The following is a 21,412-nucleotide window of genomic DNA, read 5'->3' as shown; positions in this document are numbered from 1 at the left end:
TATTTTATTAGTAATTATTAGGAGGGACACGAATGCTTAAAGCAGCCTTTATTTTTGTTGCGCCTGAGGCCAACAGCAAGCAGCATAGGTCAGTGGTAACCACACCAGCGGTGGAATTGACCGTTGTAGGGGTAAGTGATTATCAGTCTGCTGTTGTGGCAGTGAAAGAACTTGTGGAGCAAGGCATAGTGGCTATTGAGTTGTGCGGTGGTTTTGGACATGAAGGGGTGGCAGCCGTTAAAAAAGCGGTTAATAAAAAGGCTGCTGTCGGCGTGGTACGGTTTGATGTTCACCCTGGACTGGATGGCAAAAGCGGCGATGATGTTTTTTGAGGGAGAAGGCTAGCCGTAAAGCCTGTACGCTATTGCTGACCGGCCGCATTCCATACGCTGAGGCCTGGCAATTACAACAAGAGCTTGCTGCGGCACGGCGCAATGGCAGCGGCCAAGATACCTTACTGCTTGTTGAACATTTGCCTGTCTACACTATGGGGCGGTCTGGCAGTAAGACAAATATTAAGGTCTCCGATGAAATCCTGCTGTCTGAGGGCCTTGAGGTCATTGAAGTTGATCGGGGCGGAGACGTCACCTATCATGGCCCTGGTCAACTGGTAGGGTATCCGATATTGGACCTTAGAGGTTACAAACAAGATTTGCACTGCTATTCTGAGATGCTTGAAGAAGTCATTATCAGGACACTGGCCCAATATGGGATTAAGGGTTTCCGGGAAACCGGGTTAACCGGGGTATGGACTGATCGTGGCAAAATAGCTGCTATAGGCATCGGGGCGCGAGGCTGGGTGACAACGCATGGCTTTGCCTTGAACGTAGATCCTGACATGAGCTATTTTGGGTTAATTAACCCTTGCGGTATAACCAATCGCCCGGTTGTGTCAATGCGGGGCCTTGGTGTTGATATCAGCCTGGAAGAGGTAGGCAAAAAGTTGCTTGAGCAGTTTGCCGATGTCTTCAGTATCGAGCTTTCAGTGAGTAACCAGGGTGGTTTTGAAACCGGGACGGTAAGCCGGTATGGAGGACTGTTGAGATGAACCTATATCGGCTTGGGGCTATTCCTTGGGATGAGACACAGGCTATCTATCATGTTTTGGCGGAAACTCAGCAAGAAGGGTTGGTCATCTGCCGCCCTGCTGGCCGGTGTGTTTGCCTTGGGCTGCATGATGATTTACAGCAAGAGGTCAACACGAAGTATTGCCGGGGAAATAAAATACCCATTATCAGGCGGGATATTGGCGGCGGCATGGTGTTGCTGGCCGAGGAGCAAATCTTTTTTCAATTGGTATTACGTGCTGGTAACCCGCTGCTAACTGGACAAAGGGAAGCGTTTTTTGGGCAGTTTTTACAACCTGCAATCAAAACACTGGCTGACTTTACCATTAACGCTTCAATTAAGCTTCCTGCCGACATTGTTGTTAACGGCAAAAAAATTTCTGGGAACGGTGCAGGCGACATCAATGGTTTTTCAGTCTATACAGGTAATATTTTACTAGCCTTTGATCGGGCAGCCATGGCCAATGTCCTCAATGTCCCTAGCAACCGTTTTCGGGAGCAGATCAGGTTGTCTATGGAGCGGTATTTAACGACAATGGATGAGGAACTTGGCTATATGCCGGATTATGAGAGCGTCGAGGAACGCTTGGTCTACCACTTTGCAACATGGCTGGATCCCAAGCCGCGGGAGTATACCCAAGAGTTAAAGACAGCTGTCAACAAGATGGCAAGGTATTTAACTAGCTCTGAATTTTTAAGTTTGCCTGGCAAGCGGACTAAGGTGCGCCAAGTAAAAATCAATGAAGGAACTTATGTCCGCCTGCATCCATTTCCGCAATGCTTAAAGTCAACAGTTGCCGGTCAAAGTGACTGCGGCAACAGGCTTGGCGGGCCATGCTCAGGCTACGCCATCCTGGTGGTCCAGAATAATAAAATAGCGAATTTTGAAAGTCATGGGCTAACATGTCTGGAGGGATACAACCTGAATTCGCTGGCAGCCTGTCTGATTGGCAGTTCTTGGCACGAAAACGATATCCGGATTGTATTGACGCAGTGGCTGCAAAATCATCAGAGCAGCGCAGTAAAAGTTTTTAAAAACGCATTATTAGATTGGATACTAGCTAGATAGAAGTAAGGAGTGAGTTTTTAGTGGCACAATATGACATTCCAAAAGGACTCTATTATACAAGTGATCATGCGTGGGTGAAGGTTGAAGGTAATACAATCCGTATTGGCATCACTGACTTTATGCAAAAATTGGCTGGAGAAATTACCTTTATCCGAATTCCCCGTGTAGGTAAGGCACTTGCGGCCGGAGCGACGCTCAGTTCAATCCAGTCGGGTAAGTGGGCTGGGAAGATTCAGGTGCCGATGTCCGGAAAGGTTCTAGAGGCTAATAGCGAATTGCCGGGTAATCCTAAGCTCTTAAACAGTGACAGCTATGGTGCAGGCTGGATTTGCGTTATGGAACCCGATAATCTGACAGAAGGACTGCAAAGTCTAATTCACGGTGATGACGCAGATAAATTCTTCACCGAGGAGCATGCAAAGTTTGTGAAGACCGAGTAATTGTAGGTTAAATCCAACCTTTTCAAAGGAAGGAGTATTTATATGGACGCTCAAACAGTGGAAAAATTAAAGCAAACATTTGGAGATCGTGCTACTGCAGATTTATTCGAGCGAGGTTTTTATGAGCGGGATTTGGCACCTGTACCGGATTTTTTAGTTAAGCCAATTGCAGATACCCTGCCAGATATTATAATAAGACCCAAGAGCACCGAGGAAGTGGCTATTATCGTTAAGACAGCCGCCGAACAGAAGATTCCGGTAACAACAAGGGCGGGAGGCTCTACCGTTTACTTCAACACTGTATGTACACGTAAAGGCATAGTTGTAGACATAAACGGCATGGATGGCTTATTAGCAGTGGATAAAGAGAACAACATTGTCCGCGTGGGGGCAGGGTTGACTTGGTGGAAGCTGGAACGTGCGCTAAACAGCGTTGGTTTGGCTGCTTGTTCCTACCCAAGCAGTGCGCAGGCAGCAACTGTTGGCGGCTGGCTGGTGATGATGGGGTATGGGCTTGGCAGTCTAAAATACGGTTCGGTATCGGAACAGGTCATTTCAGCCCAGGTAGTCATGCCTGACGGTAGTGTCAGAGAACTAAATAAAACCAGTCAACCTCCTGTCTCCTGGCTTGCTGCTTCTGAGGGAACAGTAGGCATTGTAACCGAAGTCGAATTGAAGGTCCGTCCGTATCCGGAGAGTCAATGGCATGGTTTAGCAGAATTCCCCAATGCCGAGCAGATGCAGGATTTTATTGAGTATGCTGTAGCTTTAGACAACAAACCCTTCAACTTGCATTTCAGTGATCCTGGGTGTAATTCTCTCAGGCAGCGGTTGGGGATGGCAAGCCAGCGTGCCGCTGCTGCCTACACAGTTGCTTTTGATGTCGATGGCTCCAAAGCCGAAACTGACGCGGCATACCTTGATTACCAGCGCTGTTTGCAGAAGGCAGGCGGTGGTGATTTGGGTGAAGAAGCCGATCACGAGTGGCAGCACCGTTTCTTTTCTTTAGTGTTAAAGCGGGAAGGTCCCTCTTTATTAGGGGCGGAGATTTGGCTGCCCATTCATAGACTAGCTGATTATTTGTCTGATGTGGCTGTTTTTGAAAATAAGAAAAACCTGGGGCTAAAAAGCTACGGACATATTGTATCAACAAAACATGCCATGGTTATGACCATGTTTAATGCCGATGAACGCGATACCATCGGATATATACAGGGATTGGCCTTAGTAAAAAAGCTGCATGACATCGGAGCGCGGTATGGCGGCACACCTTACGGCATAGGGCTTTGGAATACGCCATATCTGAACAGATGCCAAACGGCAGAAGAGCTTGGTGAACTTAAACGGCGGAAGAACCTGCTTGACCCTAACAACATTATGAATCCCGGCAAAAGATATGGGCCTCCCTTGATGCTGCAACCTGCACTTTTCGGTTTGGGTATGGATTTGTTAGCAGCCACAACATTGATATACAGGGGAAAAGTGGGGGAGGAACAGGTATGAGCTCAGGCAGTTTTTATAAAAATCTGATTGATGAATCGCTAATCTGTGGCAGATGTGGCAATTGCCGCAGTGACTGCCCGGTATACCAGGAAGTTGGCTGGGAGTCGGCTGCGCCACGCGCTAAGATTTCGATGGCGCGCGAGTTGTTTGCCAGAAGCAGCGATGGCAAGATTAGTGAGGAATATGCCAAGAGAATTACACAGTGCACCATGTGTGGCGCGTGTACCCGGGCTTGTGCTGCCAGGATTGATCTTCAAACCTTATGGAAGGATTTACGGACAACACTAGTGGCCCAAGGCAGGGCGCCAGAAGCGTATAACGCCATGGTAGGGAATTTAAAGAGCAAGAAAAATATTTCTAGCTTTGCTAATACAACCAGACTTGACTGGGCTGAAGATTTGGATGAGGTGCCCGATTACCTGGATCAGGAACAGGGAGCAGAAATAGTCTACTTTGTTGGCTGTGTCTCTTCCTTTTTTCCGCGGGCTGCGCAAGTACCTGTGGCTATGGTGCAGCTACTGGAAAAAGCAGAAGTTAGTTTTACAACATTAGGCTCGGAAGAATGGTGCTGTGGCTTTCCCTTGCTGGCTGCCGGACATGCAGAAGCGATCGCTGAGTTTGCGCGGCATAATGTAGAGCAGGTACGGAAACTTGGTGCAAAAACCTTGGTTACTGGCTGTGCTTCCTGCTTCCATGTATGGAGTCATGTATATCCGGAAATTCTGGGTGAAGAACTTGGGTTCCGGCTGGTTCACGCAACGGAAATGTTAGCTGAGTTGATCCTTCAAGGTAAACTAGTTCCCAACGAGCTAAATAAAACAGTCACTTATCATGATCCTTGTGATTTGGGACGCAACAGCGGGGTCGTTAATGCACCGCGAAATATTATTAAAAGTATTCCTGGACTAAACTTCGTCGAAATGGCAACTCACGGAGAAGACTCCACCTGCTGTGGCGGTGGGGGGAATTTACAGGGAGCCGACCCAGGTCTGGCTGAGTCAATTGCGCGAAAACGTATAAAAGAAGCCGCGGCAACGTGTTCGACTATCGTAGTATCAGCATGCCAACAGTGTGAACAAATGCTGGAAAAAGCGGCAAGGACGGAAAAACTGCCGTTACAGGTTATGGATGTTTCCGAATTGTTGCTAATGGCTATAGATGGGTAGTCTTCTTGTTAGGGAAAGGAGTATGGCAAATGAATAGTAGTACATGGAGTTTCCCTGAGGAACTATTATATGATACACATTACCAGTGGATCAAAAAAGCAGGAAACAAAGTTTTATTCGGATTGACTCCTTATGGCCTTGAAATCACCGGTGATGTTTTATATTTATCTTTACCGTCGATTGGAACAGTGGTAGATGGTGGCGGTACCTGCGGATCACTGGAAGCCGGAAAATGGGTGGGGCGTGTATATGCTCCGGTAAGTGGTAAGGTAACTAACGTAAATGAAGCCGTGTTATGCAGCCCTGCTCTTATTAGCCGTTCTCCTTATATTTGCTGGTTTGCAGAAATTGAGATATCTCAGCCTGAAGAACTTGTTGATTTAATGTCGGCTGCCGATTTGCGTACTTGGCTTACAAAGGATATGAAAGCAAATGCCTAGCGTGGACAAAAGTACCGTTTTTCGGATCTTGGATTCTGCACCTCGTACTGCCGCCGAACATATGGCTTTGGATAAGGTAATCATGACTGCTCACAGCCAAGGTCTTATTCCGAATACTTTGCGGTTTCTACAATTCAAGCCGTGTGTTCTTGTCGGGGTGCACCAAAACACGTCTTTAGAAGTAAATGTTCCTTATTGTCAGCAAAAGGGTATTGATATTAACCGGCGGATCACCGGCGGGGGAAGTCTATATTGGGGCCGATTGGAACTAGGCTGGGAGATGTATGCCGGTAAGAATACCCCCGGCATTCCCCGAAAAGTAGAGAGTATGTATCGGCTATTGTGTGACGCGATGGCCGTGGGGCTAAAGACAATAGGGATTGATGCTGCCTATAGGCCAGTTAATGATATTGAAGTAAACGGACGAAAAATATCCGGCACAGGTGGAACTGAGTTAGCGGATTCCTTTGTATTTCAGTGTAGTTTGCTGGTCGACTTTAATATTGATGAAATGCTGCGGGTATTGCGATTTCCGTTGGAAAAACTAGGAGACAAAGCAGTTAATTCCATGCGGGAGCGGGTAACTTCCATTAAAGAGCAACTGGGCTATGTCCCGGAAGACCGTTTATTAAAACAAGCCGTCTTAACGGGTTTGCAGAAAACCTTAGGGTATGATTTTTCTCCTAGTGAGTTAACTTCAGATGAATTAACAATGTTAGCAGACTATTTGCCGCATTTTGAGAGTGAAGATTGGATTTATGGCAAGGCCGATCATGTAATTAATACAGTTGATTGTATTGCCAACTACAAGGCGCCGGGTGGTCTTATAAGAATTCAAATGCGTTTGGATGAAGGTGTCCGGGTAATCAAGTATTTGATTATTAGTGGTGATTTTTTCGCTTATCCGGCCAGGGTTATTAATGACCTTGAGACTGCTCTTAAAAATACTCCTATTGACAGAAACCGTATTACAGACACTATCAAGAGTTTTTTCCAAAACAACCAGGCCGAGATTCCTGGTGTTACTCCTGAAGACTTTGTTGAAGCTGTTTTACTTGCCATAGAGAGGGCGAAAGAGACTGCAATAGCCCCGAAAAGTTTCAGCGGAGGTTTACAGTGAAACCAACAAGTGAGCACTATGACGCCATTGTTGTCGGGGCCGGACCGGCAGGAAGCACTGCTGCAAAGCGTCTGGCTCAGGGTGGACTCAAGGTGTTAATGCTTGAGCAACGAACAGTGATTGGCCGTACTGTCCAATGTGCAGAGTTCGTTCCTCTTGCTATTTCACGCCATGCAGTACTGAGGGCATGCGATATAGCCCAGCAGGTCCAGGGTATTAAAACTTTGATTAACGGTGAACCGGTAAGCACACTACATGCACCGGGGTATGTACTTAACCGGGTGTTATGGGATGAATACCAGGCTCAAGAGGCAAAAACAGCAGGGGTTACTATTAAGGGGGCAACACGCGCTATTCATATCGAAGGTACGGAAGTAACATTAGTAAGTGGTGCTCAGTCCTGGAAGATGAGCGCAAAGTATATTCTTGGCTGCGATGGCCCGCGTTCTATCATCAGCAAAAAGCTGGGAAATGAACCACAGGAAATGTGTGCTGCACTACAGTATGAAATGATGCTCACTAAGCCGTTGGAACATGCAGAAATCTACTTTGACCCAGCGTATTACGGTGGGTATGCCTGGGTTTTTCCCAAAGGTAAAACCGCCAACGTTGGGGTGGCCGTTCATGATTCCTATCGAAATAGATTGAAGCCTAGCTTAGCGGATTTTTGCCGGAAAATTGTTAGCATGGGGGTAATACATGCCGGGGCGGTTTCAGCGGCAACAGGCGGCTTGATACCGGCTGGCGGTTTAGTAAAAAACTTGGCAAACGATCATTTGCTAGTAGCCGGTGATGCTGCCGGTTGTACTCACCCGATTACCGGTGCAGGCATTATGAATGCTGTTGTCAGTGGTCATTTGGCCGCACTGGCAGTGATTTTGCAAGTTAACAGTAACGGGAGAGAGCAGGTTTCCAAGAGTTACACACGCATGTTACTTGAAGAGTACGGGACTCAGTTTACTATTGCAAGTGACCGATTAATGAGCCGTAACCAAAGGTGGACAGATAACCCAGAAGAATTCAGTGCGCTCATAAGGCGTAGTTGGATTGCTTTTCCGGAGTACTATATGCAATAGTGAATTTCATAAGAAAGATATATTTATATTGAGGGGGTTCCGGTCCATGGACAATATTGGCAGACTGGAAAGCCCGGATTATGTGCAGACCAGCTTGGCTGGTGCTATGGCGTTAGGTCTGGAACCAGGGAGTTTTTACCGTAATGCCTATCCGGGAAGCTTGAATTTATTAATGACATATCAAGAAGGATGCCGGGCCAACTGCAGTTACTGCGGATTGGCGAGGGAACGGCATGCTGCCCCTGATGAAAACACCTTCATCAGGGTAAAGTGGCCGGCATACAAGCTGTCAAATATAATAGAGATTTTGATGCGGCCGCCGCAGGCTGCTGCCGCGAAAGTTCAGAGGTTAGGCCGTATTTGCATTTCCATGATTACTCATCCCGAGGCAGCGGATGATTGCATAGAAATTGTCAAGCGGTTGAGTGACGCAACCCCCTTGCCAATTAGCGTATTGGCGTCACCTACCATGCTGCAGGATGCAAGTGCTTTTTTTAGGGATATCAAATCTGCCGGTGCAGACCGGGTAGGTATAGCGGTAGACGCTGCGACTCCGGAATTATTCTCGGCTACGCGAGGGCAGGCAGTGGGAGGACCGCATCGATGGGAGACATACTGGGAGTCCATCGAACAAGCGGTTAAGGTATTTGCCAAAGATTATGTCAGTGTTCACCTAATTGTCGGGTTGGGTGAAACTGAGCAAGCAATGGTTCAAACCATCCAAAAGGCCAATAAATACGGCGCCCAGGCGCATCTATTTTCATTTTGCCCGGAGCCAGGCAGCTTATTAAGTAACCATAAACCGCCCTCCCTCGGTCAGTACCGGCGCATCCAAGTGGCAGCCTACCTGCTTAATCGAAACCAAATTACAGCAGATGAGCTTTGCTTTGATGCTCATGGTAAAATAATTAGTTTTGGCAAGCAGTTGGATGCATTGCTGGGGGACGACCTAGCGGCAGGACAGCCATTTATGACCTCAGGCTGCCCTAACCGGGAAGGCTGCGTAGCTTGCAACCGGCCGTATGGAAATGAGCGTCCGGGCCCTGTGCTGCGAAACTATCCTTTCCAGCCGGGAGATAGTGATATACAAACCATTAAAGGACAGATTTGGGATGACTAACATTGCGTTCTATGCGCCAGGAGTACGGCACTATGACAATGGCTTATATCAAAATAGCGCAAACTCTTTTGTTAACATAAGTATAACCGGTTCCGAGTGCCAATGCCGCTGTGAACACTGCCAGGGACAGCTGCTAAATAGCATGCTATCAGCTACAGAGCCTGAGCTGTTAGTGGAACTGGCCGCTGATTTACGTAGGCGGGACTGTCGCGGTGTGCTCATTAGCGGTGGGGCCTGTAAGGACGGCAGTGTACCGTTAATGCGTTTTGCCGGAGCACTAAAAGAAGTTGCCAGCATGGGTTTGTCGGTCGTAGTTCACCCTGGGTTGCTGACCGATGATATGGCAAAAATATTGGCTCATTCAGATGTAACGCGGGTAGCCCTTGATTTAATTGGGGATAGTGCTACAATTCGCGAGGTATATCACCTGGCACGTATCCCTGAAGACTATAAGAACAGCTTGCGAGCAGCACATCTTGCAGGTCTGAAGGCTTCACCGCATATTGTCATCGGACTTCATTATGGTGAGATTCGAGGAGAATATGAAGCTCTTAATATGGTCGCAGCTGAAGGGGCGGAAAGTCTGGTCTTAGTACTATTGAATCCCTTACGGAGTACCCCAATGCGAGATGTTGTTCCCCCGGCGGTCGAGTCGGTTGCCAAGATTTTTAACACTGCCAGAGAGCTGCTGCCAGATATCCCGATTGCTCTAGGCTGTGCCCGTCCACCAGGGACCTATGCCCGAACAGTAGAACGGTTGGCGGTTGAAGCCGGTTTTAACGCTATTGCCTATCCAGCCCGTGAAACTGTGGATTATGTACATTCGCTCGGCTATAACGTTACCTATCAAGAAACCTGTTGTGGTTTGTTGACTTAATCTTCTAGGAATCCCGGCTTCGAACGGCGTAGCCGGGATTAATTTTTTGGAGGAATGGAAAGATGAAGCCAGTTTGGCGGCTAATAGACACAGGATACCGAACATGTGCCCAAAATATAGCTTTGGATAAAGCGCTGCTCATTGCTTGTAACGAGCGATTAATTCCCGATACACTACGCTTTTTTCAATTTACTTCTGACTGTGTTTTGGTTGGATATCATCAAATAGCCGAACAAGAAGTTCGATTAAGCTTCTGCCAAGAACAGTCTATTGAGATTAATCGCAGATTAACAGGTGGCAATACAACTTATTGGGAAGAATCTACGCTGGCCTGGGAAACCGTAGTGTATAGCGAAGGTTGTGCTACAGCGCAACAAATAGAAGCGTTGACAAGGAAAACTGCCTCGGCCATAATCCAGGGTCTAAGAATACTTGGGATAGATGCTCAATTTGAATACCCTTCTGCCCTGGCAGTGGCTGGGCGTAAAATTGGTTGGCTTGGTGGAACACGGCATGGAAATGCAGTCCTCTATCAAGGATATATTCGCGTTAGCGCAATAAACGTTGATACTATGCTACGTGCGTTGCGTATTCCTACTGAAAAGTTAAAAAATAAAGATGCTGATTTGTTTAAAAAGAATATTGGCAGTCTGGAGTTGCTTCTTGCTGAGCTGCCCTCGTTAGATACAATCAAGTCGGCGATTGCAGCAGGTATGTGTGAGATTTTTGCTGTTTCTGCAGCTTATGGGAAACTACAAGAAATTGAAGAGCGCCATTTTACGGCGGCATATAGTGAGATTACTTCGCAACAATGGGTTTTGGGCCAATCTAAAGCTCCTTATCCAGAGCATTATCAACTCCGGGATACCTCAAAAGGGCAGGCTGCTATTACTGTTTCTATGTCCATAGATGCTAAGCAGCAAAAGATTCACACTGTAAAAATATCCGGAGACTTCCAAGCGTATCCCCTACAACTGGTAGATAAACTTGAGGCGGGATTGTGCGGTACTGCAGCTAACCCTGAATTAATAAGAAAAATAGTGAGTGATTGTTTCAAGGAGCAGCAAGCTTTCGTTCCTGGATTAATGCCGGACAGCTTCTGCCAAGGAATCATCAGGGCTCTTAACAAACTATGCTTTCTTAATTGGGGCGTCTCTCCTGAGGAGCTAAACGAAATCACGGTAACAGGTGATTGTGCAGAGCAAGATATTCTTGAACAGGCAGTAACGCCGCTGTTGGTGCCTTATTGTGCGAAAGACATAAATTGTCAGTATCGCTATAGAGAAGGGTGCGGACGATGTGGCAGATGTGATATTGGTGACGCTTATACACTGGCAGACGAGTATGGCTTGGAACCAATCACTATCCAAAACTACGAGATGCTTGAAGAAAAGTTGAAAAATCTAAAGACGAGTGGATGTAAGGTTTTCATCGGAACTTGCTGTGAGTCTTTTTGGGTCAAACATGCCAAGGATTTCGAGCGAATTGGATTGCCTGGTATACTTATTAATGTTGATAACTGTACTTGCTATGAACTTGGAAAAGAGCAAGAGGCTTATCAAGGGAGTTTTGAGAACCAGACTAGATTAAAAAAGACGCTTATTTGCCGGATCGTGAAGGGGATTTTAACCTACAGCAACGTTTCGGTAAAGCTTACAAGTTGAAAAATGTTATCTATCCCGGCCTAATGCCTGGGGTATTTTTTTATGTGTAGCATAGATGTACGGTGGAGCTACAAGTTTGGATAATTATGGAACAGAGTACGACAAACATATGTTTAGACCTTAATATTGTGTACAAAATATTGGATCATTTTCATTGATTTCCCGGATAAATAGGCTGGTTTATATTGGCATATTTATTGCAAAAGTAAAGTTTGTGAGGATGCATTGTATTATTCCCTATTAAAAGGAGGAGTTTGGATGAAAGCAGCGGTATGGTATGGTAAAAAAGATGTGCGGGTGATGGAGGTTCCTGAGCCGCCGAGCCCGAAAGAAGGCTGGGTTAAGGTGAAGGTAGAATGGTGTGGGATTTGCGGCTCAGATCTTCATGAATACCTTGCAGGTCCGATTTTTATTCCGGTGGATAAGCCACATGCCTTAACCGGGGGGACAGCTCCCATAATTCTCGGTCACGAGTTTTCCGGTGATGTAGTTGAAGTTGGTCCTGGTGTAACAAACGTAAAAGTTGGGGATCGGGTTGCTCCAGATGCCTGTCAGGTATGCTGGGAATGTCCGCGGTGCAAAGAAAATCGTTACAGTCTATGTGAAAAACTTGCCTTCACCGGGCTAATGAATGACGGGGCATTTGCAGAGTATGTAAATGTACCGGCCTATACAATATACAAGATTCCTGACGAAATGTCCTACGAAGTCGCTGCACTTATTGAGCCCTTGGCGGTTGGGATGCATGCCGTCCGGCGGGCACCGTTAGTGCAGGGTGATACCGCAGTGATTATGGGGGCAGGAACAATTGGTCTTGCGACCTTGATGTGTGCCAAGGCTGCCGGGGCTAGTAAAATATATACGGTAGAAGTAGCCAAGGCAAGGAAAGAATATGCGTTAAAGGCTGGTGCTACAGCGGTTCTGGATCCAACAGAAGTCGATGTAATTGCAAAAGTGAAAGAACTTACCAATGGGGGCGCAGATGTAGTGTTTGAGTGTGTAGGTAGTGACAAAACTGCGCCGATCGCCATAGAACTTGCCCGTTCCGCAGGAAAGGTGGTAATTGTGGGCATATTTGAAAAAGCAGCATCGCTGAATTTCAATGCCTTGTCTTTCACGGAAAGGGAAGTTATGGGATCTTTGGCCTATTACGGTGAGTTCGCTCCGGCTATTCAACTCGTATCTGACGGCAGGATTGATGTTGCGCCGCTGATTACCGGCAAAATAAGCATTGATGACATTGTGGAAAAAGGTTTTGATGAGTTAGTAAACCGGAAAGAACAAAACATCAAGATTTTAGTAAAACCCTTCTAAAATAAAGTGGCCATAAGATGCAGGTTGAGAACCAACATACATCTTATGGCCACATTCATTATGAAAGATTTTAATTGGATATATTATATTGGCGCATTTTTCGATACAAAGTGCTTCGAGCAACCCCCATTGTCTTAGCAGCATGACTAATATTGCCACTTGCTTCAAGCAAGAAGTCAAGTATTTGCTGGCGCTCCTTATTATTAAAATTCTGTTTAATCATTTCTCTCGCACATAGAGTTGGATTTTCCGTTAAATCAGGATGACAAATAGTCAAATCTTTTTGATTTAGAAGGTGTTCAGGTAAGTGTTCAGGCTTGATGATATTCTCGTCGGCGATACTAATTACTCTTTCCACAATATTCTGTAACTCACGAACGTTACCCGGCCAACGATAGTGCTGAAGCAGAGTAATAACTTCAGGATCAACTTTTTTAATGGTTCGTCCCCACTCACGACCCATCGTATTTAGCATATAGCTGAATATTAACGGGATGTCTTCCTGGCGTTCACGCAGCGGCGGAATTTTTAAGGATATGACATTTAAACGATAGTATAAGTCTTGACGAAAATTACCCTTCTCGACTTCTTGGGCCAGATTTTTGTTTGTTGCGCAAATAATTCTCAGATCAACAGGAATAACTTTATTATCGCCCATACGCGTTATTTTTCGTTCCTGGATTACTCTAAGTAAGGCAACTTGCAGTTCGAGCGGAGTGTCTCCAATTTCATCCAGAAAAATCGTGCCGCCGGAAGCAAATTCAAATTTACCCGGTCTTCCTCCGCGTTTAGCTCCGGTAAAGGCGCCCTCTGTATAGCCAAACAATTCGCTTATCATTAGCTCACGGGGAATTGCCCCGCAGTTGACGGCGACAAAAGGTCCTTTGCGCCTTGAACTTTGATTATGGATGGCTTGAGCAAAAACCTCTTTTCCAGTACCACTTTCTCCCTCAATCAGTACATTTGATATTCCTGCTGCTGCTTGAGAGGCTAATTGAATAGTCTTGAGTATTGAGGGACACTGCCCAATAATATTACCAAACCGGAAGGTCGCTTGAGCGCCGCTTAGGCGGTTGACCAGGTTATGAACAATTTTCATTGGACGAAGAATAATAACTGCGCCGGATGTCATTCCCACATCGTCAACTATCGGTCTTCCGGAGGATATACAGTGGAGACGCCCCAAGCTGGCATCAATAAATATTTCGAAATCATTGTAAGCTGTTTGGTGTCTATAAGCATTTTCGATAAAGGGAGTCTCGCTGCCCATTAGTTCTTTGACAGATTTATTCAACAGATCGGAAGCCGGTCTTCCGAAAATTTCTTCGGTTATTACATTTACTTGTTTGATAATACCTTGTTCATCGACGATCAAGACGCCGTCTGACATGGTATGGAATATATTCTCAAGACGGTTATAGGACAAGACTATTTCCCGGTGGTTTTCCTTTAACTTCAATGTTTGGTAGGCGTTCTTGGACAAAGTGTTAGCAACTGAGAACAGGACTTTAGCGGTCGCTTGAACTTTTTCTTTGGTTACTACCGGGATTTCTTTTATGGCAGCTATATATCTGTCTGGATTTACACCCAGTTCTTTTGCAAGTTTGCGGCAGCCATCTTCACAGGGCTCTTCTGTTAAAACCTGTCCGCCAAATATTGTTCCAAGTACTTTGCCTTCAAGGATAATGGGGGCGGCAAAATCGATTAAGCCTGCGTGACATTGGTATACCGCGGGCTTACCTGTCCGCAGTGCCTCTGCTGCTCCTCGCATATCGTTCTCCTGGCAGCGCTTTAGGCCGAGAGGACTCGTTCTGATAATATCCCTGCAAAACGTGGAAAAGCAGCTAGGGCAAGTGATCGCTTGTCCCTGATTATCCTCTATCAAACTACCCACGCCTACACTTAAGGCGAAATTGTCCTGAAAATCTTGCAGAAAAAAAAGATCAAAGAGGTCATGTAATCTCACGGTACTTGTATTAGTCATTTATTGGCCTCCCTAGTAATTCAAGTTACGACCAAAAAGTTGTTTGATTTTGAGAAATAAGGCATATTTATCTAACTATTCTGCAAAAAGTAGTTTTGTCCTGCATAAACAGCGATAACAATCCAATGTCTCTTGGTAAAAATGGTGTTATAAATATACCGGAGACAAGAAAGAGCTGACCTAATATTAGGCCAGCTCCTTAGTAAATATTAACTTACCACATTGACAGGTTTTCCTTGAATAAAGGCTTCGATATTGCCAGCCATCATATTAATTAGCCGCTGTCTCGCCTCGAATGGTTTCCAACCGATATGGGGGGTGAGAATGACGTTTTTCATAGCAAATAAGGGATTATCTAGCTCTGGCGGCTCCGGGTCTTGTACGTCTAGTCCTGCGCCAGCAATTTTTCCTGCTTGCAAGGCTTCGATTAAATCGGTTTCTTTGATAAGAGCCCCTCTTGAGGTGTTGATAACAAACGCCGATGGTTTCATTATACTTAACTTATCTTTATTAATGATATGCTTTGTATCCGCAGTGAGTGGGCAGTGCAAGGAAATAAAATCACTTTGCTTGAGTAATTCTTCGAGCGATACAGACTTGATTTTAGGGTCGTTCCATAATTTGTGTGTTCTATTGTATACGAGGATATTCATACCGAGTGCAAGGGCGACTTTAATTACTTGCTGGCCAATGCTACCTGAACCAATGATGCCAAGAGTTTTATTTAATATTTCAAAATGCGGCACCATGAGGTGTTTGGTAAAGTTATCATAGTTTTTCTGGTTGAGCATAAGCTGCTGCTGTGGTAGTGAGGCACTTAGGCTTAACATGAAGGTGATTGCCAGCTGAGCAACTGCTTCAGTGCTGTAGCCAGGAACATTGCAGACCGTAATGTTTTTTTCTCTGGCGGCGGCTAGGTCTATATTGTTATAGCCAGTGCCGGCTTCGCAGATGAGTTTAACCGAGGGCGGGAACTGGAGAATTAAATCTTTTCCCACAGGGAGCTCTTTGGTAACAACAATGTTTTGATCCTTAACTCTTTCTAGAATTTCCTGATCGCTGCTTGCAGCATATTTCGTGACTGTAGTAAGTTTGGCTAACTGTGAAAAATCCAGTTTGTTGTCAAAGTCCAGTTTGGCTGCGTTTAGAAAGACTGTTTTCATAGTTGACCCCCTAATGTAGAACATTTACAATTTTAAGTATATTTGGCCACTGGAGGCCTGTCAACTTTTTCGCCAGTTTAAGGAAGCCGGCGAAAGTGTAGATAATTTAAGCGGAAGGAGGAAAACTGTAAATAGCAAAAATCATCAAGGCATCCAACTTTAGAGGAGACGTGATTTAGATGAAACAATTTTTGCAGCTATTTGCGCAGATACTTTCTCGGTTTCGAGATCTAGCTTTACTTTTGTTCCGTCTTGGCTTAGGCGGTATGTTTATGTGGCATGGCTGGCCTAAGATTATTGGCGGCACTGAAAAATGGGCAGGGCTTGGCAAGGCCATGGGAACCTTCGGGATTGAGTTTGCCCCAGGTTTTTGGGGGTTCATGGCAAGCTTTGCCGAGTTTGGGGGCGGATTATTATTTGCGCTTGGCCTATTTTATCGTCCGGCCTGCTTTCTCCTGTTTAGCAATATGTTGGTAGCCTTCACTAGCCAGATGATGGATGGCAAAGGACTGCAGAAAGCTTCTCAGTCTTTGGAAGATGGGCTAAGCTTTTTTGGTGCAGCTTTTATTGGACCAGGCAAGTACAGTTTAGACCATTATTTGGGTATTGAGGAATCTACAGCGAGAATCTTCAAAAGACGGTAACAAAGAACAATAGCTGGGATTTTATAGGAAAAACAGCTTGACAAAATACAGGTGTATTGCTATATTATACTCATTGAAACAATATTGTTTTAATAATACAGAATCAATGAAATATCATTACATTTGGTTATATAGCTATCCCAAAGACTGTGAAGAGGAGAAGTAGCATTCAATTGCAGCTCAGAGAGCCGGCGGCAGGTGCGAGCCCGGACTGGGGTTGAATCGTGAAGTACACCTCGGAGTTGCTAGCTGAAGATTTCAAGAACTCGTAACAGGGTTAGTGGAATTGGTAGGTGTGGTCGGAACTTCCGCCGTTATTAGGAAGGGGGTATCGGTAAGCGAGTGTCTTACCCGTACTCTGCAGAGCGGAGTTGGTTAGCAGGTTAGCTTATCAGCTCTACAAGGGTGGTATCGCGGGAAGTAGAACTCCCGTCCCTTACATACGTAAGGGACGGGAGTTTGTATTTTTTTTTCAGGAGGTGACTGCTGATGTTAGGACTAACTGATCCCTGGATTGCTTTGGCCTATTTATCTTGCCTTGGCTCTGCTGCGCTTTGTATTATCTATGCGGCGTGGAAAAGTACCCAAGAGGAATAAAGATAGACTTAGCTTCAGTTGGGGTTTTAACCCCAACTGAAGTTTAGTCGACCTTATCCAGGGACTTAGGCGCTCTTAACTCCTGCTTGTAGAAGCGGGAGTCTTAGAGCGACTTAGTCATCGGATAAAGCGATGGGAGGAGATTTTATTGGATAATCAGTTGTTGTATGTAATGCTTGTGCTATATTTAGGAATGACCGCATTCCTTGGGTATCTTGGCTTTAGGCATACCAAGTCAGCCAAAGACTATATGATTGCAGGGGGAAATGTGCACCCGGTATTAATGGCTTTGGCATACGGAGCTACCTTTATCTCAACTTCAGCAATTGTTGGGTTTGGCGGTGTAGCAGCTGTCTATGGGATGAGTTTACTATGGCTAACGGCGTGCAATATTTTAGTAGGTATATTTATCGCTTTTGTTTTTTATGGAGTCAAGACTCGCAAACTTGCCCACCAGCTGCAGGTAAAAACTTTTCCTGAGTTTTTGGGTGTTCGCTTTGAATCCCCCTTTATTCGGAAATTTGCGGCAGGTGTTATCAGTTTGGCCATGCCGCTGTATGCTGCTGCCGTTATGATTGGCGGAGCACGCTATATGGAAGAGGCTCTTAGTATGAGTTACACTTCAGCAGTCCTTATATTTGCTGTGATTGTGTTTGCGTACGTTTTTTTCGGTGGATTACGTGGGGTTATTTATACTGACGCCATGCAGGCTGTTATTATGATCGTCGGAATGATAGCATTAGCTGTCCTTACGTATACATCACTGGGTGGAATTACGGCGGCTCATACTAAATTAACCGCTCTTACTCATCTTGTTCCGCCTGCGTTAGCAGCTAAGGGGCATCAAGGCTGGGCAGCTATGCCGGCGCTTGGCTCAGAGCTATGGTGGTTTGTTACATCCACGCTAATTTTGGGTGTTGGCATCGGTGTCTTGGCTCAACCGCAACTGGCTGTCCGGTTTATGACAGTAGCCAGTTCAAAAGATATATATAAAGGGCTAAGCGTGGGTGCGCTGTTTATTCTGTTTATCCCGGGTGTTGCTTATACTGTGGGGGCATTATCTAATGTATATTTTATGGAACATGCCGACAAGCTTGCTTTGGCAGCTACAGCAGTTGGTGGTGCTGCTCCGAATATCGACAAAATTATTCCGTTATATATTACCCAGGCAATGCCTGAATGGCTGAAATATCTATTTTTATTTACATTGCTATCGGCGGCTATGTCGACATTGAGTGGTCAATTCCATATTATTTCCACGTCTGTTTCCTATGATTTGAACCCTAGTCGCAGCGGGAGTGACAAAAAAACGTTGTTGGTTGCCCGGCTGGGCACACTGTTTGGTTTTGCAGTCACCATCTTACTGGCTTTCCAGTTGCCGCTGGGCGTTATTGCTATAGCGACTGCGCTGTTTTTTGGGATGTGTACCTCTGCCTTTTTGCCGATGTACACAGCGGCACTTTATTGGCCCAAAGTAACTCCGCAAGGTGCAGTCTGGAGCATGGTAACAGCCTCTATTGTTTATTCAGTGGTAGTGCTATTTATGCATGAGAGAGAAGCGGCAATTTTTGGTCTCTGTTTTAAACTGTTTGGTGTGAGTACATTGGCGGTTGCGCCATGGACATATATTGATCCGCTTGTCATTACCTTGCCAATAAGTTCATTGGTACTTGTTGTGGTAAGTGTAGTGACTCAGCCTGTACAACAGGTGGTCACCGTGAAGTAGAAACAAAGCTTAGGAGAAGGGGTAGATATTTATGATATGGGATAAAGAAGCTGAATGCCTGGATCGAAGACAAATGGAGGAAGTGCAACTGACCAGGTTGCGCCATGTAGTACAGCGAGTTTATGAAAATGTTCCTTTTTACCGCCAGGCATTAGACAATAAATGTGTAGGATTGAACCACATCCGTTCTCTGCAAGATGTTAGTCTGCTTCCATTTACTACGAAGGACGACATACGCAATAATTACCCGTACGGGTTATTTAGCTCACCCCTCAAAAAAATCGTACGCTTACATGCCTCTTCTGGAACTACCGGAAAGCCTACTGTGGTTGGCTATACCAAACAAGACATAGAATTATGGGCTGATATGGTGACCCGTCTGGCTGTCGCTGCCGGTGCACGGGAGGAGGATGTCGCGCAGGTAGCTTTTGGTTATGGACTGTTTACCGGAGCTTTTGGCTTGCACTATGGACTAGAAAGGCTTGGCGCTACAATCGTACCAGCGTCTACAGGCAATACAGAACGACAGATTATGCTTATGCAAGATTTTGGCACAACCATATTGGTAAGTACACCGTCGTATTCTTTGTATCTTGCTGAAACGGCCCAGAGTATGGGCATAGATACCCGGTCGCTCAATGTACGGTTGGGGCTGTTCGGAGCCGAGGGCTGTTCCGAAGAGATGCGCCAAGTCATTGAGCGTATCTGGGGTATCGACGCTGTTGAAAACTATGGAATGAGTGAATTAATCGGTCCTGGTGTTTCAGGAGAATGTCAGTGTAAGGAAGGGTTACACATTAATGAAGATCACTTTTATCCAGAAATTATTGATCCGATAACCGACATGCCGCTGCCTTACGGGGAGTTAGGTGAATTAGTTATTACCACCATGACCAAAGAAGGATTTCCGCTGTTACGCTACCGGACCCGTGATATTACCAGCCTTAATCCTGAACCCTGTAAATGCGGCCGGACATTGGTACGTATGACAAAAGTGCAAGGACGTACTGATGATATGCTTAAAATTCGCGGCGTCAATGTTTTTCCCTCACAAATTGAAAGCGTATTAGTGGGTATCCGGGAAATTGGACCCCACTACAATATCATTGTTCGCAGGAAGGGTTACCTGGATGAGATGGAAGTGATGGTTGAGCTGGCCGATGATACGCTATTAGAAGATTTCCGTAAATTGGAAGGGTTGCAGAATATGATTCGGCATAAGCTGAGGGTCATTCTATCAATTGATGCCACAGTGAAATTGGTGCAACCGAGAACTATCGCTCGTTCAGAAGGAAAAGCAAAGAGAATTATCGATTTAAGAGGTAAAGAAAACACGGCTTGCGCCGAGCTTTAGCGAAAGAGGAAGTCGATGTTGCCCTTATCCAGACGGAAAGAGACTGTCCTACAGGATAAAGAAGAATGATTATTTTTTTGTTGCATTAATAGGATAAAAATGGTACCTTAGACATAGGGTTGAGCTAAAAGTACATAACAGGAAGGAGTTTGATCAAATGAAAGGAAATCCCCAATTAATTGAGACCTTAAATTCTCTTCTTGCTGATGAACTCAGCGCCATTAACCAGTACATTGTTCATTCAGAGATGTGTGCTAACTGGGGTTATGAGAAACTCCACAATCAATTTGAACACCGGGCTATTTCTGAAATGAAGCATGCCGAGAAATTAATTGCGCGTATCTTGTTCCTTGAAGGCACACCCATTGTTTCTAAGTTGAAAGAAATACATATTGGCAGTGACATTCCTAAACAACTTGAGTACGACCATGCAGCCGAGCAGGGCGCCATTGAAGCTTACAACGCAGCAATAAAACTGGCAGGAGAGGTCAGTGACTTCGCTACCCGTGAGATACTTGAGGAAATCCTTACTGATGAAGATCGCCATATTGACAGTATCGAAGAATTGCAAGACCAGGTTTCACATATGACTTTGCCGATATTCCTGTCGACACAAGTAAGATAACGTACCTTCGGCACCCTTCCAATATATGGAGGGGTGTTTTTATATTTTTACATTGACAAGGAGTAAATCATCTGATAAATTAATATCTTGCGTAGGGGATTATCCCGACATCAGCAGTAAAAAATAAAGAAAACACGGCTTGCGCCGAGCCTTTGCGAAAGCGGAAGCCGATGTTGCCCTTATCCAGACGGAAAGTTATACTTTCTAACAGGACAAAAAAAATCAATTTGACATAATAGCACGAATGTGATAATCTATAAAAGTCGCCAACAGCGGCGGAAATAATTAACATGAATAATAGTATTGACATCGATAAGCGAAAAATGCTATTATGATATTCCGCCATTATGACAAGCGGCGAACAAACACGGTCCCGGACAAAGCGTATCATCCATGATACGTCCGTGACACTAGTGCATCCATGCACGTCGTTCCCTGAAAACTGAACAATGTAAAGTAATGC

General features: G+C 45.4%; 21 protein-coding genes and 1 other annotated feature. Of the genes, 18 read left to right on the top strand and 3 right to left on the bottom strand.

What is annotated here, in order from left to right; genetic code table 11:
• Positions 1–32 precede the first annotated feature (32 nt).
• The 13 genes from B9A22_RS22085 (at position 33) to B9A22_RS22025 (ending at position 12,856) form a co-directional block, all read left to right on the top strand.
• On the top strand, positions 33–332 hold the full coding sequence (locus B9A22_RS22085; RefSeq protein ID WP_084578115.1) for a DUF6506 family protein: 300 nt from the start codon (positions 33–35) through the stop codon (positions 330–332).
• Entirely contained in the window at positions 329–1,048 is a 720-nt protein-coding gene (gene lipB, locus B9A22_RS22080; RefSeq protein WP_084578114.1) for a lipoyl(octanoyl) transferase LipB, read from the top strand. The genes B9A22_RS22085 and lipB overlap by 4 nt, the downstream gene beginning before the upstream one ends.
• Positions 1,045–2,136 carry a lipoate--protein ligase family protein gene (locus tag B9A22_RS22075; RefSeq protein ID WP_084578113.1) on the top strand — a complete coding sequence of 364 codons (1,092 nt, stop codon included), beginning with the start codon at positions 1,045–1,047 and terminating at the stop codon, positions 2,134–2,136. Before lipB ends, B9A22_RS22075 begins: the two co-directional genes overlap by 4 nt.
• Positions 2,137–2,156: 20 nt before the next feature.
• Complete coding sequence (locus B9A22_RS22070; protein WP_084578112.1) at positions 2,157–2,576, top strand: glycine cleavage system protein H; 420 nt, start codon at positions 2,157–2,159, stop codon at positions 2,574–2,576.
• Between the two features lie 42 nt (positions 2,577–2,618).
• Complete coding sequence (locus B9A22_RS22065) at positions 2,619–4,079, top strand: FAD-binding oxidoreductase (RefSeq protein ID WP_084578111.1); 1,461 nt, start codon at positions 2,619–2,621, stop codon at positions 4,077–4,079.
• Positions 4,076–5,245: a (Fe-S)-binding protein gene (locus B9A22_RS22060; protein WP_084578110.1), complete on the top strand. Its 1,170-nt coding sequence runs from the start codon at positions 4,076–4,078 to the stop codon at positions 5,243–5,245. The genes B9A22_RS22065 and B9A22_RS22060 overlap by 4 nt, the downstream gene beginning before the upstream one ends.
• 29 nt (positions 5,246–5,274) lie before the next feature.
• Positions 5,275–5,685, top strand: a complete 411-nt coding sequence (locus B9A22_RS22055; protein ID WP_084578109.1) for a glycine cleavage system protein H — start codon at positions 5,275–5,277, stop codon at positions 5,683–5,685.
• A 1-nt stretch (position 5,686) separates the two neighbouring features.
• Positions 5,687–6,805, top strand: a complete 1,119-nt coding sequence (locus tag B9A22_RS22050; protein WP_176215648.1) for a lipoate--protein ligase — start codon at positions 5,687–5,689, stop codon at positions 6,803–6,805.
• Positions 6,802–7,881, top strand: a complete 1,080-nt coding sequence (locus B9A22_RS22045) for a geranylgeranyl reductase family protein (RefSeq protein WP_084578107.1) — start codon at positions 6,802–6,804, stop codon at positions 7,879–7,881. Before B9A22_RS22050 ends, B9A22_RS22045 begins: the two co-directional genes overlap by 4 nt.
• Before the next feature lie 46 nt (positions 7,882–7,927).
• Positions 7,928–9,001, top strand: a complete 1,074-nt coding sequence (locus B9A22_RS22040) for a radical SAM protein (RefSeq protein WP_084578106.1) — start codon at positions 7,928–7,930, stop codon at positions 8,999–9,001.
• The gene (locus tag B9A22_RS22035; protein WP_084578105.1) at positions 8,994–9,878 is read left to right on the top strand and encodes a radical SAM protein; all 885 of its coding nucleotides are present in this window, start codon (positions 8,994–8,996) and stop codon (positions 9,876–9,878) included. Before B9A22_RS22040 ends, B9A22_RS22035 begins: the two co-directional genes overlap by 8 nt.
• Before the next feature lie 62 nt (positions 9,879–9,940).
• The gene (locus tag B9A22_RS22030) at positions 9,941–11,542 is read left to right on the top strand and encodes a lipoyl protein ligase domain-containing protein (RefSeq protein WP_084578104.1); all 1,602 of its coding nucleotides are present in this window, start codon (positions 9,941–9,943) and stop codon (positions 11,540–11,542) included.
• A gap of 258 nt (positions 11,543–11,800) precedes the next feature.
• Complete coding sequence (locus tag B9A22_RS22025) at positions 11,801–12,856, top strand: 2,3-butanediol dehydrogenase (RefSeq protein WP_084578103.1); 1,056 nt, start codon at positions 11,801–11,803, stop codon at positions 12,854–12,856.
• Between the two features lie 70 nt (positions 12,857–12,926).
• Here the strand turns inward: B9A22_RS22025 and B9A22_RS22020 are convergent, their stop codons facing one another.
• Positions 12,927–14,840, bottom strand: a complete 1,914-nt coding sequence (locus tag B9A22_RS22020; protein WP_084578102.1) for a sigma 54-interacting transcriptional regulator — start codon at positions 14,838–14,840, stop codon at positions 12,927–12,929.
• Positions 14,841–15,049: 209 nt separating this feature from the next.
• Positions 15,050–16,003, bottom strand: coding sequence for an NAD(P)-dependent oxidoreductase (locus tag B9A22_RS22015; protein WP_084578101.1), 954 nt, complete (start codon positions 16,001–16,003; stop codon positions 15,050–15,052).
• Between the two features lie 179 nt (positions 16,004–16,182).
• Between B9A22_RS22015 and B9A22_RS22010 the strand changes: the two genes are divergently transcribed.
• From B9A22_RS22010 to bfr, 5 genes are all read left to right on the top strand, one after another.
• Positions 16,183–16,647 carry a DoxX family protein gene (locus B9A22_RS22010; protein ID WP_084578100.1) on the top strand — a complete coding sequence of 155 codons (465 nt, stop codon included), beginning with the start codon at positions 16,183–16,185 and terminating at the stop codon, positions 16,645–16,647.
• A gap of 140 nt (positions 16,648–16,787) precedes the next feature.
• Positions 16,788–17,087 (top strand) — a binding site (T-box leader).
• A gap of 49 nt (positions 17,088–17,136) precedes the next feature.
• Positions 17,137–17,244: a symporter small accessory protein gene (locus B9A22_RS26505; RefSeq protein ID WP_342747869.1), complete on the top strand. Its 108-nt coding sequence runs from the start codon at positions 17,137–17,139 to the stop codon at positions 17,242–17,244.
• 148 nt (positions 17,245–17,392) lie between these two features.
• Complete coding sequence (locus tag B9A22_RS22005; RefSeq protein ID WP_084578099.1) at positions 17,393–18,970, top strand: sodium:solute symporter family protein; 1,578 nt, start codon at positions 17,393–17,395, stop codon at positions 18,968–18,970.
• A gap of 31 nt (positions 18,971–19,001) precedes the next feature.
• On the top strand, positions 19,002–20,324 hold the full coding sequence (locus tag B9A22_RS22000; RefSeq protein ID WP_084578098.1) for a phenylacetate--CoA ligase family protein: 1,323 nt from the start codon (positions 19,002–19,004) through the stop codon (positions 20,322–20,324).
• 157 nt (positions 20,325–20,481) lie between these two features.
• Positions 20,482–20,949: a bacterioferritin gene (gene bfr, locus B9A22_RS21995; protein ID WP_084578097.1), complete on the top strand. Its 468-nt coding sequence runs from the start codon at positions 20,482–20,484 to the stop codon at positions 20,947–20,949.
• 79 nt (positions 20,950–21,028) lie between these two features.
• Here bfr and B9A22_RS25895 read toward each other — a convergent pair.
• The coding region (locus B9A22_RS25895; protein WP_217806019.1) for a hypothetical protein at positions 21,029–21,412 on the bottom strand (384 nt) is incomplete at its 5' end.

The organism is Sporomusa malonica (assembly GCF_900176355.1).
GTDB lineage: Bacteria > Bacillota > Negativicutes > Sporomusales > Sporomusaceae > Sporomusa > Sporomusa malonica.
Note: the sequence above shows the minus strand (reverse complement) of the source record. Positions and strands in the feature narration are given on the sequence as shown.